Annotated in this window: 13 protein-coding genes; 9 read left to right on the top strand and 4 right to left on the bottom strand. The window is 62.8% G+C overall.

Annotated features, from left to right (window positions below; genetic code table 11):
* Positions 1 to 20 precede the first annotated feature (20 nt).
* The gene (locus AC0C6X_RS19220; protein ID WP_472954646.1) at positions 21 to 1,700 is read left to right on the top strand and encodes a formate--tetrahydrofolate ligase; all 1,680 of its coding nucleotides are present in this window, start codon (positions 21 to 23) and stop codon (positions 1,698 to 1,700) included.
* A 99-nt stretch (positions 1,701 to 1,799) separates the two neighbouring features.
* On the opposite strand, the gene AC0C6X_RS19225 is transcribed toward AC0C6X_RS19220, so the two are convergent.
* The gene (locus tag AC0C6X_RS19225; protein ID WP_173517433.1) at positions 1,800 to 2,309 is read right to left on the bottom strand and encodes a DUF1993 domain-containing protein; all 510 of its coding nucleotides are present in this window, start codon (positions 2,307 to 2,309) and stop codon (positions 1,800 to 1,802) included.
* A 245-nt stretch (positions 2,310 to 2,554) separates the two neighbouring features.
* Between AC0C6X_RS19225 and AC0C6X_RS19230 the strand changes: the two genes are divergently transcribed.
* The gene (locus AC0C6X_RS19230; RefSeq protein ID WP_472954649.1) at positions 2,555 to 3,007 is read left to right on the top strand and encodes a thioesterase domain-containing protein; all 453 of its coding nucleotides are present in this window, start codon (positions 2,555 to 2,557) and stop codon (positions 3,005 to 3,007) included.
* A gap of 29 nt (positions 3,008 to 3,036) precedes the next feature.
* Here AC0C6X_RS19230 and AC0C6X_RS19235 read toward each other — a convergent pair whose 3' ends face one another.
* Positions 3,037 to 3,948: an extensin family protein gene (locus AC0C6X_RS19235; protein ID WP_173517431.1), complete on the bottom strand. Its 912-nt coding sequence runs from the start codon at positions 3,946 to 3,948 to the stop codon at positions 3,037 to 3,039.
* A gap of 400 nt (positions 3,949 to 4,348) precedes the next feature.
* On the opposite strand from AC0C6X_RS19235, the gene AC0C6X_RS19240 reads away from it, so the two are divergent.
* The 3 genes from AC0C6X_RS19240 (at position 4,349) to AC0C6X_RS19250 (ending at position 8,917) form a co-directional block, all read left to right on the top strand.
* Complete coding sequence (locus AC0C6X_RS19240) at positions 4,349 to 6,448, top strand: TonB-dependent receptor domain-containing protein (RefSeq protein WP_247958537.1); 2,100 nt, start codon at positions 4,349 to 4,351, stop codon at positions 6,446 to 6,448.
* Positions 6,449 to 6,570: 122 nt separating this feature from the next.
* Entirely contained in the window at positions 6,571 to 6,615 is a 45-nt protein-coding gene (gene trpLE, locus AC0C6X_RS19245) for a trpE operon leader peptide TrpLE (protein ID WP_178385070.1), read from the top strand.
* A gap of 112 nt (positions 6,616 to 6,727) precedes the next feature.
* Positions 6,728 to 8,917, top strand: a complete 2,190-nt coding sequence (locus AC0C6X_RS19250; protein WP_173517429.1) for an anthranilate synthase — start codon at positions 6,728 to 6,730, stop codon at positions 8,915 to 8,917.
* A gap of 102 nt (positions 8,918 to 9,019) precedes the next feature.
* Here the strand turns inward: AC0C6X_RS19250 and AC0C6X_RS19255 are convergent, their stop codons facing one another.
* A complete protein-coding gene (locus AC0C6X_RS19255) occupies positions 9,020 to 9,946 on the bottom strand; it encodes a LysR family transcriptional regulator (RefSeq protein ID WP_247958536.1) in 927 nt (308 codons plus the stop codon).
* Between the two features lie 175 nt (positions 9,947 to 10,121).
* Between AC0C6X_RS19255 and AC0C6X_RS19260 the strand changes: the two genes are divergently transcribed.
* The 3 genes from AC0C6X_RS19260 to queF all read left to right on the top strand — a co-directional run bounded on the left by AC0C6X_RS19260 (position 10,122) and on the right by queF (position 13,354).
* A complete protein-coding gene (locus AC0C6X_RS19260; protein WP_472954653.1) occupies positions 10,122 to 11,696 on the top strand; it encodes an MFS transporter in 1,575 nt (524 codons plus the stop codon).
* 115 nt (positions 11,697 to 11,811) lie between these two features.
* Complete coding sequence (locus tag AC0C6X_RS19265) at positions 11,812 to 12,738, top strand: cation diffusion facilitator family transporter (RefSeq protein WP_173517426.1); 927 nt, start codon at positions 11,812 to 11,814, stop codon at positions 12,736 to 12,738.
* Positions 12,739 to 12,889: 151 nt separating this feature from the next.
* On the top strand, positions 12,890 to 13,354 hold the full coding sequence (queF, locus tag AC0C6X_RS19270; protein WP_173517425.1) for a preQ(1) synthase: 465 nt from the start codon (positions 12,890 to 12,892) through the stop codon (positions 13,352 to 13,354).
* A gap of 150 nt (positions 13,355 to 13,504) precedes the next feature.
* Here the strand turns inward: queF and AC0C6X_RS19275 are convergent, their stop codons facing one another.
* Positions 13,505 to 14,083, bottom strand: a complete 579-nt coding sequence (locus AC0C6X_RS19275; RefSeq protein ID WP_472954656.1) for a HupE/UreJ family protein — start codon at positions 14,081 to 14,083, stop codon at positions 13,505 to 13,507.
* 240 nt (positions 14,084 to 14,323) lie between these two features.
* Between AC0C6X_RS19275 and AC0C6X_RS19280 the strand changes: the two genes are divergently transcribed.
* The gene (locus AC0C6X_RS19280) at positions 14,324 to 14,911 is read left to right on the top strand and encodes an ATP-dependent Clp protease proteolytic subunit (protein ID WP_173517423.1); all 588 of its coding nucleotides are present in this window, start codon (positions 14,324 to 14,326) and stop codon (positions 14,909 to 14,911) included.
* Positions 14,912 to 14,952 lie beyond the last annotated feature (41 nt).

Here is a 14,952-nt window from a genome sequence, read left to right on the forward strand (position 1 = left end):
GAACCAGGGAGGAGCATGGCATGACGGAGGTGAAGTCGGATATCGAAATCGCGCGCGCGGCCAGGAAGAAGCCGATCCTGGAAATCGGGGCGGCGCTCGGAATACCAGCCGAAGACCTGCTGCCCTATGGCCACGACAAGGCGAAGATCGGTGCCGATTTCATCGCGCGCCAACAGGACAAGAAGAACGGCCGGCTGATCCTGGTGACGGCGATCAATCCGACGCCGGCCGGCGAAGGCAAGACGACGACGACCGTCGGCCTCGGCGACGGGCTGAACCGCATCGGCAAGAAGGCGATCGTCTGTATCCGTGAGGCCTCGCTCGGCCCCTGTTTCGGCATCAAGGGCGGCGCCGCGGGCGGGGGGTATTCCCAGGTCGTGCCGATGGAAGACATAAACCTGCACTTCACCGGCGATTTCCATGCGATCACGTCGGCCCACAATCTGCTCGCCGCGTTGATCGACAACCATATCTACTGGAGCAATGAGCAGAATATCGACGTCCGCCGCATCGCCTGGCGGCGGGTGATGGACATGAACGACCGGGCGCTGCGTCACATCGTCGGCTCGCTCGGCGGCGTCGCCAATGGCTATCCGCGCGAGACCGGCTTCGACATTACCGTCGCCTCCGAGGTGATGGCGATCCTTTGCCTGGCGACCGATCTTAAGGATCTCGAACAACGGCTCGGCAACATCATCATCGGCTATCGGCGCGACAAGAGCCCGGTCTTTGCCCGTGACATCAAGGCCGATGGCGCGATGACGGTGTTGCTCAAGGACGCGATGCAGCCGAACCTGGTGCAGACGCTCGAAAACAATCCCGCCTTCGTGCACGGCGGTCCCTTCGCCAACATTGCCCATGGCTGCAATTCGGTGATCGCGACGACGACGGCGCTGAAGCTCGCCGACTACGTGGTGACCGAAGCCGGTTTCGGCGCCGATCTCGGCGCGGAGAAATTCTTCGACATCAAGTGCCGCAAGGCGGGGTTGAAGCCAGACGCCGCAGTGATCGTCGCGACGGTCCGGGCGATCAAGATGAACGGCGGCGTCAAGAAGGACGATCTCGGCAAGGAAAACCTGGAGGCGCTGCGCAGGGGCTGCGCCAATCTCGGGCGGCATGTGCAGAACGTCAAGAAATTCGGCGTGCCGGTCGTCGTCGCGATCAATCACTTCACCTCCGATACCGAGGCCGAGATCCAGGCGATCAAGGACTACGTCGCGACGCTTGGCGCCGAAGCGGTGCTCTGCCGGCATTGGGCCCAAGGGTCTGCGGGCATCGAGGAACTGGCGCGCAGGGTTGCAGAACTCGCCGAAGCCGGCCATTCGCAGTTCTCGCCGCTTTATCCCGACGACATGCCGCTCTTCCACAAGATCGAGACGATCGCCAAGGACATCTACCACGCGAGCGAAGTGATTGCCGACAAGACGGTGCGCGACCAGTTGCGCACCTGGGAGGAGCAGGGCTATGGCCGCCTGCCGATCTGCATGGCGAAGACGCAATATTCCTTCTCCACCGATCCGAACCTGCGCGGCGCGCCGACGGGCCATACGGTGCCGATCCGGGAGGTGCGGCTTGCGGCAGGTGCCGGCTTCATCGTCGTCATCACCGGCGAGATCATGACCATGCCCGGCCTTCCCAAGGTGCCGTCGTCGGAGAAGATCTTCCTGAACGAGCAGGGCTACATCGAGGGCCTGTTCTAGGCGCGCTTGCTTGCCGCCAGCTGACGAAAACAACGCCGCGCATCCACCGGATGCGCGGCGTTGTCATGCCCGCATTTCTATTCGCTTCCGCAGTAGGAACTACGCCCTGAGGCTGAGATAATCCGCCTTGCCGATCGGGACGCCCTTGTGGCGCAGGATGTCGTAGGCCGTCGTCAGGTGGAAATAGAAGTTCGGCAGCACGAACCGCAACAGATACTCTTCACCCGTGAGCGTCACTTTCAGCGTCGGGAAATTGAGGACGACCTCGCGGCTGGCACTGTCCTCCAGATCGACCGGACGGACCGTTTCGAGGAAGGCAACGGTGTTGGCGATGCGCTGGCGCAGTTCGTCCACCGTCTTTTCTTCGTCCGGGAAGCGGGGCACCTCGATCGAGGTCAGGCGGCCGACGAGGCCCTTGCTCGTATCGCTGACGCGCTGCACCTGGCCGGCCAGCGTCAACATGTCCGGCGCCAGCCGGGCATTGACGAGGTCGTCGGAGGAGATGCCGTTGTCGCGCGCGAAAGCCTCGGCCTTGTCGAGCAGTTTGGTGAGGACACCGAGCCCGCGGATGAGAGCGGGAATGGAGAGCTGATACATCGTCAATGCCATGACAATTATCCTTGAAACTGGGCGCAAAACGGGTGGATTTCCTCGCACCTGTATTTGGTAGCCCGGGCCCGTTCCTGCAAGGCGGGCGATCCGGTATCTTTGCGGGCCATGGAGCGCTGGCAAGAGGCGATAGGACGCAGGCCTGCTGCTCTGGCCAGGGCATAGGGTCTCGTGCATTGATCGAAAGCGAACGCCGCGCGTCTCATAAGACCCGCGGCGCTGCAGAAAAGACCATGGACACCGCGATGACACCACAGGATTTGCAGACCTATCTTCACGCCCATATCCCGCTTTCGGCGGCGATGCAGGTTCATGTGGACGACATAACCGACGACCATGTGCGGCTCTCTGCTCCCTTGGCGCCAAACATCAACCACCGTGAAACGGTGTTCGGCGGCAGCGCCTCGGCGCTCGCGATCCTTTCGGCCTGGTCGCTCCTGCATGTGCGGTTGCGCAACAGCGGCATGGCGGCCCGCCTGGTGATCCAGAGCAACCGGATGGACTATTTGAAACCCGTCGCCGGTGCCTTTGCGGCCCGCTCGTCGCTGGCAGACGCCGCGCAATGGCCGAGCTTTCTGCGATTGCTCGAACGGCGGGGCAGGGCGCGCGCCATGGTCGTTGCCGATCTCCTTGACGGCGACGCCGTGGCCGGCCGCTTCGAGGGTGAATTCGTCGCCCTCGGATATGGCAAGGACTGAGCGGCGACGACCCTCGCAATGGTCCTCGCCTAACGGCAGTAGCGATAGTCGTTTCGACGGTCGATGACGTCGAGATGCAGGTGCGTTTCGTGGGCGACATCGCTGCCGGGATCGAGCACGGTCTTGAAATACAGACAGGCGGAGGCGGTGACCGCGCGCTGGAACGCGCCTTCCATCGTGCCGTCCTCATCGCGCGGCTGGATGGCGATCGTCGTCCCGTCGCTCAAGCTGAAGGACGCGATGTCGACGGCATTGCCGTGGGCATGTTCGGAGATCTTGCCTGTCATCGCATTGTTGCGCAGACGACAGATATAGGTCGATGCCTGGTTCAGCGCCTTGATCTTGATGGTCTTGGCGAAGGCGACTTCGGCAGCCGGCTGGGCGGTTTCCTTCGTCCAGCGTGCCAGCGCCAGCGCCGTTTCGCACCGCATCAGTCCCTTGGGCGCGAGCGTGACGTCAGGCAGAATGCTGGTGACCTCCAACGGCTTGTCGATGCCGCAGCCCTTGCCGTCGTCGATGCGCTTGGCTTCAACGAATGTCGCCCCGACCGCCCTCAAGTCGGTCAGGCATTTCGCATATTCGGCTGCATTCTCCGTTTCGACCGGTGGATAGACGATTGGCGCCGGCGCCGGCACGGCATCCTTCTTCTCGTCGGCGCGCTGGTCCTTTTCGTCCGCCACCGGCTTCTCGTCCTTTGCCGGTTGCTCGTCTCCAGCCGTCGGCTTCGGCTGTGGGACGGGTCGCTCGCCGTTGCCTGCCGGCGGCTCTCGCGTCGTTGCGCTCTTGGCATCGTCCGCCGGCTTCTTGTCGGGCGTTGGAACAGACTGCTCGGTCCCCGCATCTGTTGGCGGCCTTTTTGCAGGGATGGGGCCGTATTTCGGCAGGCTGGCGCCCGTCAGGATCAGGAATGACAGCAGGATCAAGGGGAAAGAGCGACGCATCCAGTTCCTTTCTTGCTGCCCGCACAGCGGGCTTCGAGCGGAGGGAACGCGCGGAACCGGATCTGGTTTCATGGGATCACGATGATTTGGGTGGGTCGACCGAAATCATAAACGTCACCGATTCCAACGAATTAGAGCCGGACGCGGGCGGAAAGCCGCAGCATTTTTCCTCGTCCGCTCCGGCTTCTCCCGGCAAAAGCGTTGCAGTTCGGCAACGCCTCGAATTGCCGCAACCCCACAAATTGTGGGGAGGATCTTTGTATGTTGACAAACATACTCATGTTTTTTATGCGGCATAAATGAGGCGACGACATGTCGCAACGCCCAGAACGCGCCCAGCCAGCCCCTTGAGTTTGCCGCTCAACAGCAAGCCCGGCCTCGAACCTCAAAGGATTGGTCCATGCTCACCCGGCATCGTCGCCAGGCCCTCTTGGCTTGCACGACAACTCTTGCAATTTCAGTCGCCACCGTCGCCTTCGCCCAGAGCGCGACTACCCAGGCAAAGCCGGAAGAGAAGAAGGCCGAGGAGACCAAGAAGGGCGAAACCTACCTGTCGCCGATCGTTGCCAAGGGCTCGCGCACCGCTGACCCCTATGCCAAGGCCGGCCCGGTCAGCGTCGTCACGTCCGACCAGATCGACCTGCAATCCGGTCTCGAGACCGACGACCTGCTGCGTGGCGTTCCCGGCACTTCGACCGCAAACAACCCGCAAAACCCGGGCGTCGCCGTGAACATCCGCGGCTTCGAAGGTTCCGGCCGTGTCAACATGATGATCGACGGTGTCCGCCAGAACTTCCGTTTCACCGGCCATGAAGCCCAGGGCTTTGCCTATTTCGATCCGGCATTCCTGTCCGAGATCGACGTGACCCGCGGCGCCGTCACCGGTGTCGGCGGTGGCGCGCTTGCCGGTGCGGTCAATTTCAAGACCTATGACGTCGAAGACCTGATCCAGGACGGCAAGAACTACGGTGGCATCGCTTCGGCCACCTACGGCAGCAACGAGGCCGGCTGGTCGGAGTCGCTGATCGGCGCCTACCGTTTCAACGACGTCTTCTCGGTGCTCGGCGGCATCAGCAAGGCCGACCCCGGCAACTACGACAACGGCAATGGCGTAAAGGTGCCCTCCGAGGAAGACCTGCTGTCGGGTCTGTTGAAATTCGAGGTGACTCCGGACAAGGACCACACGTTCAAGCTCACCGGCATCACCTATGACAACGACTTCTTTGCGAACTCCTACTTCCAGAACGTGAAGAATGAGACCGTTTCGGCGAGCTATTCCTACACGCCGGACAACGAGCTCATCGACTTCAAGGCCAATGCCTATTGGAACCGGCTGAGGATGAAGTACGACGCGAATATTACCGGCGGCGGCTCGGCTGCCGGCCGTCGCATCACCGACACCGGCAAGGGTTTCGATATCTCGAACACCTCGCTGTTCGATCTCGGCGATGTCTCGGTCAAGGCAAACTACGGCGTCGAATACTTCCGCGATGACTACGACGTCATCAACAGCGCGGCACGCCCGGCCGGCGGCGTCAACGGCAGCGGCACCAATGCCACGACCGGTGTCTTCAGCAACACCACCTTCACCTACGGCATCGTCGACCTGACGGCCGGCCTGCGTTGGGATCACTTCAGCCTGGATGGCTCCGGTGCCGTCTCGGCCGGGAACCCGATCGGCCTGCCGGCGGGTCCGTACACGGTCGACAAGTCCGATGGGCGTCTCAACCCAAGTGTCACGGTTGCCCTCAACCCGACCGACTGGTTCCAGCCCTATGTAACCTATGCCGAGACTTCGCGTTCGCCGACGGTCAACGAAACCTTTGCCGGCGGCTCCCACCCGGGCGGCTTTCAGATGTTCTTCCCCAACCCGTTCCTCGAGCCTGAACTCTCGAAGGGCTGGGAAATCGGTGCCAACTTCACTTTCGACGGTTTGCTGGATCCCAGTGACAGCCTGCGCCTGAAGGCCAATTATTTCCACAACCGCATCGACAATTACATTACCGCTGCTCTTCGCAATGGGGGTAGCCAGGTCTTCTTCGTCAACAATCCGGGCAAGTCGACCGTCCAGGGCTTCGAGCTTCAAGCGGCCTATGATGCCGGCTATGTCTTCAGTGATCTCGCCTATACCTACACCGAGAGCGATCTGCCTTCCCAGGTCAACGGTTTCGGCGTGCAGAGCTACCTGCCTGACAACATCATCAGCGCAACGCTCGGTGCGCGCTTCCTCGAAGACCAGCGCCTGACGGTCGGCACGCGGCTCTATGCCGTATCGAACGCCTTCGTCGGCGAGATCAACCGCACGCCGCCGAACGTTCCGGGCTACGGCCTCGTCGACCTCTTCGCGAACTACAAGTTCGAGAACGGTTTCGAGGTGACGGCGACGGTGACGAACCTCTTCGACAAGACCTACACGCCGTCGTCGAGCACGATTGCCGGCAGCACGATCGATACGGGCCGCGGCCGCACCTTCCTGGTGACGGCGAAGGCGAAGTTCTGATAGTATCGGATCAACTCCAGTCGGGCGGCTCGCAAGGGTCGCCTCTTTTTTGCCGCAACCGCCGCAATTGCCGTCGCTTTCCCGCTTGCGCGTGGCATAAACCCACGCTAACACTTTCGCCCATGGAAAACGCACGCAACATTTCGATCTGGTGGTGGGCTCGCTGAAGCGGCCTTGACCAGTCATGCGTGATTGAGAGATGAAGCCGCCCGGAGATTTCGAGGCGGCTTTTTTCATGTTTGGGCCGCTCAAGGACCGGGCTTTTACGGAGCGAGGCGAATGGCAACGGTAATTCTCGAAGACGGAGCGGAGAGCTACACCACCAAAGGCGGCATCGTGGTGACGCGCAGGCGGCGCGAAGCTTCCTATGGCCAGGCGATTGCGAGCTATGTGGACAAGCTCGATGAACGCCGCGGCGCGGTGTTTTCCTCCAACTATGAATATCCCGGCCGCTACACCCGCTGGGACACGGCCGTCGTCGATCCGCCGCTCGGCATCTCCTCCTTCGGCCGTTCGCTCTGGATCGAGGCCTATAACGGCCGCGGCGAAGTGCTGCTGTCGATCATCGCCGAGCATCTGAAGACCGTTTCCGACGTCACGCTCGGCGCTTCGACCAGCCGTCGCCTGGATCTGACGATCAACGAACCGGATCGTGTCTTCACCGAGGAAGAGCGCTCGAAGATACCGACGGTGTTCAGCGTGCTTCGCGCCGTCACCAATCTCTTCCATTCGGCCGAGGATGCGAGCCTCGGCCTCTATGGTGCCTTCGGCTACGATCTCGCCTTCCAGTTCGATGCGATCGAGCTGAAGCTCAAGCGCCCGGACGACCAGCGCGACATGGTGCTGTTCCTGCCAGACGAAATTCTGGTCGTCGACCACTATGCCGCCAAGGCCTGGATCGACCGCTATGACTTCGCCAAGGATGGCCGCACCACCGAAGGCAAGGCGGACGAGATTGCGCCGGAACCGTTCCAGACGGTCGACACTATCCCGCCGCATGGCGACCATCGTCCCGGCGAATATGCCGAGCTCGTCGTCAAGGCGAAGGAGAGCTTCCGCCGCGGCGACCTCTTCGAAGTGGTGCCCGGCCAGAAATTCTATGAGCGCTGCGAGAGCAAGCCTTCGGAGATCTCCAACCGGCTGAAGGCGATCAATCCGTCGCCCTATTCCTTCTTCATCAACCTCGGAAACCAGGAATATCTCGTCGGCGCCTCGCCGGAAATGTTCGTGCGCGTTTCCGGTCGCCGCATCGAAACCTGCCCGATCTCCGGCACGATCAAGCGCGGTGACGACCCGATCGCCGACAGCGAACAGATCCTGAAGCTCTTGAACTCGAAGAAGGACGAATCCGAACTCACCATGTGCTCGGACGTCGACCGCAACGACAAGAGCCGTGTCTGCGTGCCGGGCTCCGTCAAGGTCATCGGCCGCCGCCAGATCGAGATGTATTCGCGCCTGATCCACACGGTCGATCATATCGAAGGACGCCTGCGCGACGACATGGACGCCTTCGACGGCTTCTTGAGCCATGCCTGGGCGGTGACGGTCACCGGTGCGCCGAAGCTCTGGGCGATGCGCTTCATCGAAAGCCATGAGAAGAGCCCGCGCGCATGGTATGGTGGCGCCATCGGCATGGTCGGCTTCAACGGCGACATGAACACGGGCCTGACGCTGCGTACGATCCGCATCAAGGACGGCATTGCCGAGGTGAGGGCAGGGGCGACGCTGCTCTACGATTCAAACCCGGAAGAAGAAGAAGCCGAAACCGAACTGAAGGCCTCCGCCATGATCGCTGCCATTCGTGACGCGAAATCCGCCAACAGCGCCAAGGCAAGCCGCGACGTTGCGGCGGTTGGCGCCGGCGTCAACATCCTGCTCGTCGATCACGAAGACAGCTTCGTTCACACGTTGGCGAATTATTTCCGCCAGACGGGTGCGACGGTCACGACGGTGCGCACGCCGGTGGCCGAAGAGATCTTCGATCGCGTCAAGCCGGACCTCGTGGTGCTTTCGCCTGGACCGGGCAATCCGAAAGACTTCGATTGCAAGGCGACGATCAAGAAGGCGCGGGCGCGCGACCTGCCGATCTTCGGCGTCTGCCTCGGCCTGCAGGCGCTGGCCGAAGCCTATGGCGGGGACCTGCGCCAGCTCGCGATCCCGATGCACGGCAAGCCGTCGCGCATCCGCGTGCTGGAACCCGGCATCGTCTTCTCCGGCCTCGGCAAGGAAGTGACCGTCGGCCGTTACCACTCGATCTTCGCCGATCCGTCGAGCCTGCCGCGTGATTTCATGATCACCGCCGAAAGCGAAGACGGCACGATCATGGGCATCGAGCACACGAAGGAACCGGTGGCCGCGGTGCAGTTCCATCCGGAATCGATCATGACGCTCGGTGGCGACGCCGGCATGCGGATGATCGAGAACGTCGTGGCGCACCTTGCCAAGCGCGCCAAGATCAAGGCCGCGTGACCGCGGGGCTTTCCGCTTTCAGGTGGAAGAAGGCGGAGACGATACCCAGCAAACCATCGGGGGCGCTGCCTCTGCGATAGAGGCGGCGCCTTTTCCTTGCGCCTACCGCGCCGCCTCCATCGCCGGCACGCTCTCGCAGCGATCGGCGAAGAGCCGCTCGCTCAGGAAGTCGACGAAGACGCGAACCTTCGGGGAAAGGTGGCGGTTCGACGGCCAGAGGATATGGAACTGGCCGGGGGCATCGAGATAGGCGTCGAGCACGGTGCGAAGCCTGCCTTCGCTGAGGGGACTGCGCGCCAGGAAATCCGGCATGCAGCCAATGCCGAGTCCACTGAGGACGGCGCCACGCAGAGCTTCCATGTTGTTGCAGTTGAGCACCGTCTTGATGTGCGGTTCGGGTCCGCCTGATGGCAGTTCGATCGGCCATTCCTGCAGCTTCCGGCTGTTGGGAAAGCGAAACCGGACCGCATGGTGTCCGTCGAGATCGCGCGGGCATTCGGGCGTACCATGCTCATCGAGATAGGCGGGGGCGGCGCAGAGCAGCAGCTGGAACGGTCGCAGCGCCCGGGTCATCAGCCGCGAATCCGGCAGGACGCCACTGCGGATGGCGACATCGATTTCCTCGTCGATCAGATCGACGATCCGATCGTTGAAATCGAGGTCGAGCTCGACTTCGGGGTAGCGCCGCACGAATTCCGGCAGCACCGGCAGCAGCAGATGGTAGCTGACGATCGGAACGCTGACGCGCAATCTTCCGCGCGGCATGGCCACGGCCTGAGCCAACGAGGCCTCGGCGTCGTCGAGATCATCGAGGATGCGGCGGCAGCGCTCGTGAAAGAGGCGTCCTTCCTCGGTCAGCCTGATGCTGCGCGTCGAGCGCTGCAGCAGGCGGACGCCGAGTTCTTTTTCGAGATTGGTCACGGCCTTGCCGACCGCGGAGGCGGACAATCCGAGCACGCGCCCGGCGGCGACGAAGCTGCCGAGATCGGCGGCGCGCACGAAGGCGGTCAATCCGCTCAAGCGATCCATGGTCTCTCCATTCGAGCGTTTTCTTCCTGTCTGACCGGCGTGGTCGCCCGGTTTTTATCAGATTATGTCGAAACTATCCTGCGTCGGTCAACGATACTCATGCGATAGCGACCTTCAGCCGGAGGCTTCCACGAAGCCTGCATGGGTATCTTCCTTGCTTGAACGGATGGATGGCATGAGAGAAGAAATCCGAGATGCGCACGAACGCCGCTTCGTGCTTTTGGCCGTTTGCTGTGCGGCCGCGGCGATGCCGCTCACCTTCACCGGACCGGCCGTGGCGCTGCCGGCGATCAGCCGTAGCCTGGGTGCCGACCCGATTGCGCTCAACTGGGTCACCAATGCCTTCATGCTGACATTCGGCAGTTCGCTGATGGCGGCGGGGGCAATGGCCGACAGCTTCGGCCGCAAGCGCGTGTTCCTTGGCGGCCTCGCCGCTTTCCTGCTGTTTTCGATCAGCCTGGCCTTCGCGGGTGATATCGTCTGGTTCGATGCTCTGCGGGCGCTTCAGGGCATCGGGGCGGCTGCGGCGTTTTCCGGCGGCATGGCCTCGCTCGCCCAGCAGTTCGACGAAGGCGAGCGGGTCAGGGCCTTCAGCCTCGTCGGCGCCAGCTTCGGCGTCGGCCTTGCCTTCGGCCCGATCGCCTCCGGCCTCATGGTCGAGGTCTTCGGCTGGCCGGCGATCTTCGTGCTCGTCGTCGCACTGGCCGGCGTCTCGCTGGCGTTCGGCGCGGTGTTCCTGCGCGAAACGCGCGATCCGGACGCTGCCGGTCTCGACTGGAGGGGTGCCGCGAGCTTCACGGCCGCGCTGACGTGCCTCACCTTCGGGATCCTTCAGGGGCCGGAAAGCGGCTGGAGCCATCCCTTCGTGATCGCGATGCTCGCCGCAGCGGTGCTCTTCTTCTTGGCGTTCTGGCAGATCGAGCAGAGGGTAGCGCGGCCGATGCTGGATCTGACGCTCTTCCGTTACCCGCGCTTCGTTGGCGTGCAACTGCTCGCGGCGGCTCCGGCTTATGGCTTCGTCGTTTTGCTCATCCTGCTGCCAGTGCGCTTCATCGGGATCGAGGGCATGAGCGCGGTTGCCGGCGGGCGGATGATGATCGCCATGTCCGCACCCCTCTTGATCCTGCCGATCGTTGCCGGCCTCTTGACGCGCTGGTTCGCGCCGGCCGCGATCTGCGGGGCAGGATTGCTGCTCTCGGCGGCTGGCCTGTTCTGGCTGAGCCGGTTTCCGGTGGGTTCCGAGCCGGTCACGCTGCTCGCGCCTCTGCTGTTGATCGGCCTTGGCATCAGTCTGCCCTGGGGCCTGATGGACGGGCTTGCCGTCAGCGTCGTGCCGAAGGAGCGTGCCGGCATGGCGACCGGGATCTTCAGCACCACGCGCGTTGCCGGTGAGGGTGTGGCGCTGGCGGTGGTCACCGCGGTGCTTTCGGCCCTCACGGCCTCCAACCTGGGCGCAGAGGCCGGCAAAAATACCGCCTCGATGGCGCAGCGCATGGTAACAGGCAATGTGGCGGAGGCGGCGCTGCTCTCGCCTGAGACGTCGCATGCGGCCCTGCTGCAAGCCTATGGCGATGCTTTCAGCACCTTGCTCTGGTTGCTGACCGGAGTGACCATGCTGACGGCTGTCGTCGTGTTCCTATTCGTCGGCCGCGGCGGAGAGGCTGTAAGCGGCGACGAAGGCGACGCCAATGCGATGCCCTTCGATACCGTGCCGCTCGGCGAAATCGGGTCGAGCCGAACCAATCTTTGACAAGCGGCGTTTAATCCACCATATGGTCTCCAGCAACCGCCTGCGCGAAATTCGCGCGGGCGGTTTTGCGTTTGAATGGGCTTGCGTTTGCAACTCGTTTGCATCTGCATGAGGAATGAGAATGACGACTGGAACCGAAAACCGTACCGTGCTCCGACTGGCCTTCTGGGGCATAGCACTCTCGCTCGCCGTGCTCGGCCTGAAGTTGCTCGCCTGGTGGCTGACCGGTTCGGTCGCGCTTCTGTCCGATGGGCTGGAGTCGACGGTCAACGTGATCGCGGCGGTGATCGCCTATGCGATGATCGGCTATGCGGCAAAGCCCGCCGATGCGGGGCATCCCTTCGGTCACCACAAGGCGGAGTATTTTTCGGCCGTCATCGAAGGCGTGCTGATCGTCGTCGCGGCACTGCTCATCGTCTGGGAGGCGGTGCCGGCGATCCTGTCGCCGGTGCTGCTCGAGGCGCCGGCGCTCGGGCTTGCGATCAACTTCGTTGCCGGCGTCATCAACGCCTTCTGGGCCTATGTGCTGATCCGCGCCGGCGCGCGCCATCGCTCTCCTGCGCTCAGCGCCGACGGCCACCATATCCTTTCCGATGTGGTGACCTCGGCCGGCGTGCTCGTCGGCCTTGTTCTCGCCATCGCCACCGGCTACGCGATCCTCGACCCGCTGCTGGCGGTGGTCGTTGCCTGCAACATCCTGTTCCAGGGCTGGAAGGTCATCTCCCGTTCGATCGACGGCTTGATGGACCGGGCGGTTTCGGGTGAAGAGGAAGAGGCGATCAAGCAGGCGATCGCGGCCAATGCCAAGGGATCGCTCGGCGTGCATGACCTCAAGACCCGGCAGGCTGGCCCTGCGATCTTCGTGGATTTCCACATGGTCGTGCCGGAGGCTATGCCGGTCGGCGAGGCGCATGATATCTGCGACAGGATCGAGGATGCGATCCGCGCGGTGCATCCGGGCGCCAGGATCGCGATCCATGTGGAGCCGGAAGGTGAAAAGGCGCACGGCGTGCGCGTCAAGACGACGTCGGCGCGCCACTGAAAACACAAACGGCCATATTTCTCTTGAACTGCAAGAAGGTTTCCTTCTTAAGGCAGTTCTGATTTAAGGGCCGCAAACGAGACGGGTCGGCGCGGTGCGAGCCAGAACCGATCACGCTGATGCGCAAATGTTCTCACGGAGCAACAAGCAAATGAGCAAGACCGACGTATCCGGCCTTTCGCAACTGGGCGCGAAGGTCGATCTACCGCAAAGCCCGGAAGAGGCGGTGCTGGAACGGGTGCCGAGCGGCAACCAGGGCAAGGATTATCTGGTGCGCTTCACCGCACCGGAATTCACCTCGCTCTGCCCGATGACCGGCCAGCCGGATTTCGCCCATATCGTCATCGACTATGTGCCGGACGAGTGGTTGGTGGAATCGAAGTCGCTGAAACTGTTCCTGCATTCCTTCCGCAACCACGGCGCTTTTCACGAGGATTGCACGATCGAGATCGCCAACCGGCTGGTTTCGCTGCTTTCGCCGCGCTGGCTTCGCATCGGCGCCTATTGGTATCCGCGCGGCGGCATCCCGATCGACGTCTTCTGGCAGACCGGCAAGCCGCCGGAAGGCTTGTGGCTGCCCGACCAGGGCGTGCCGACCTATCGTGGTCGCGGCTGAATCGAAAATGGCGGGCCTACAGCGCCGCGCGTCTTATCAGACGCGCAAGGGTGGCTGTAGGACTTTGATTGCTGCATGTCTCCTTAAATCGAGGTCGATTTAAGGAGACATGCAGTGGCCCGCCATTTGCCCTTCTCCGGGTGATCCAGATCAGGCGAAGATCAGGGCGGCGCCGGCAAGGGCCGTGAGGCCGCCGAGGATGCGGGCCAGCAGGCCGTTGCCGGAAAGGTGCCGAAGCGCGACCCCGAGGCCGATGCCCGCCGCGTGAAGAGCCGCAGTGGCGGCGATGAAGCCGGCCGAGAAGGCAAGCGCGCCGGCGCTGCCGAGTTCGCCGCCATGGGCGTGGCCATGGAAGAGGGCGAAGACGCCGACGATTGCTGCCGATGCAGCCGTGTCGAGGCGCGCGGCCATGGCGACGAGCAGGCCGAGCGCCACCGCGGAAGCGAGAATTGCCGGCTCGACGAAGGGGAGTGTGACGCCGGCCACGGCCAGCGCAAAGCCCGCCGTCATCATGACGACGAAGGCGGTCGGCACGACCCACAAGGCGCGGCCGCCGATCTGGGCGGCCCAGAGACCAACGGCGACCATGACCAGGATGTGGTCGACACCGAAGAGTGGATGGGAGAAGCCGGCGGCAAGCGAGCCGTGTTCGGCCGGATTGAGATGGGCGAAGGCGGGTGCGGCCGAAGCCGCCAGCGCCGCCGCAGCGATCAGGATGCGTCTGTTCATGCGTGTTCCCCGTGGATCGGCGGAGCCTGGGAGGACGGCCCCGTCCTGCGATTGTTTGACGCGGTTGATCCTATTCGTCTTTATGGACCTGTCTATACGGCATTTGGCGATAGCAGTTTTTACCATAAGCATAGTCCGCCCTGCCGCTATGTTGCCCCTTCCGTTTGTTGCATTGTTTTCGGGGCCGAGTCGCATTATCTGATTTTGACTGTGAATTCATGAGACGCCGGAGAAATACGGATGAACGACAACGACGACGAGGACGACAAGAAGATTGAATTGCCGCTCGGCAAGGAAACGGAGGCGAACCTTTTCAAGTCGCGTTCGATTTTCATCTACGGCACGATCAACCAGGAACTGGCGCAGAAGGTCTGCTCGCAGCTCGTGGCGCTTGCCGCGGCCAGCGACGAAGACATCCGCATCTTCGTCAATTCGCCGGGCGGCCATGTCGAGTCGGGTGACAGCATCCACGACATGATCAAGTTCGTGAAGCCGAAGGTCTGGACCATCGGCACCGGGTGGGTCGCTTCCGCCGGCGCACTGATCTATGTCGGCGCCGCGAAGGAACGCCGCATCTGCATGCCGAACACGCGCTTCCTGCTGCATCAACCGTCCGGCGGCACCCGCGGCATGGCTTCGGACATCGAGATCCAGGCCCGCGAAATCATCAAGATGAACGAGCGCCTGAACAAGATCTTCTCCGAAGCGACCGGCCAGCCGGTCGAGAAGATCGCCAAGGACACCGACCGCGACTACTGGCTCTCGGCTGAAGAAGCCAAGGCCTATGGTCTCGTGTCGCGCATCATCACGTCGGCTGCGGACATCTGAGTTCGCCTCAGTCGAATGGATATCGAGGGCACCGGCATCGC

It is taken from the genome of Ensifer sp. VA4 (genome assembly GCF_055710065.1).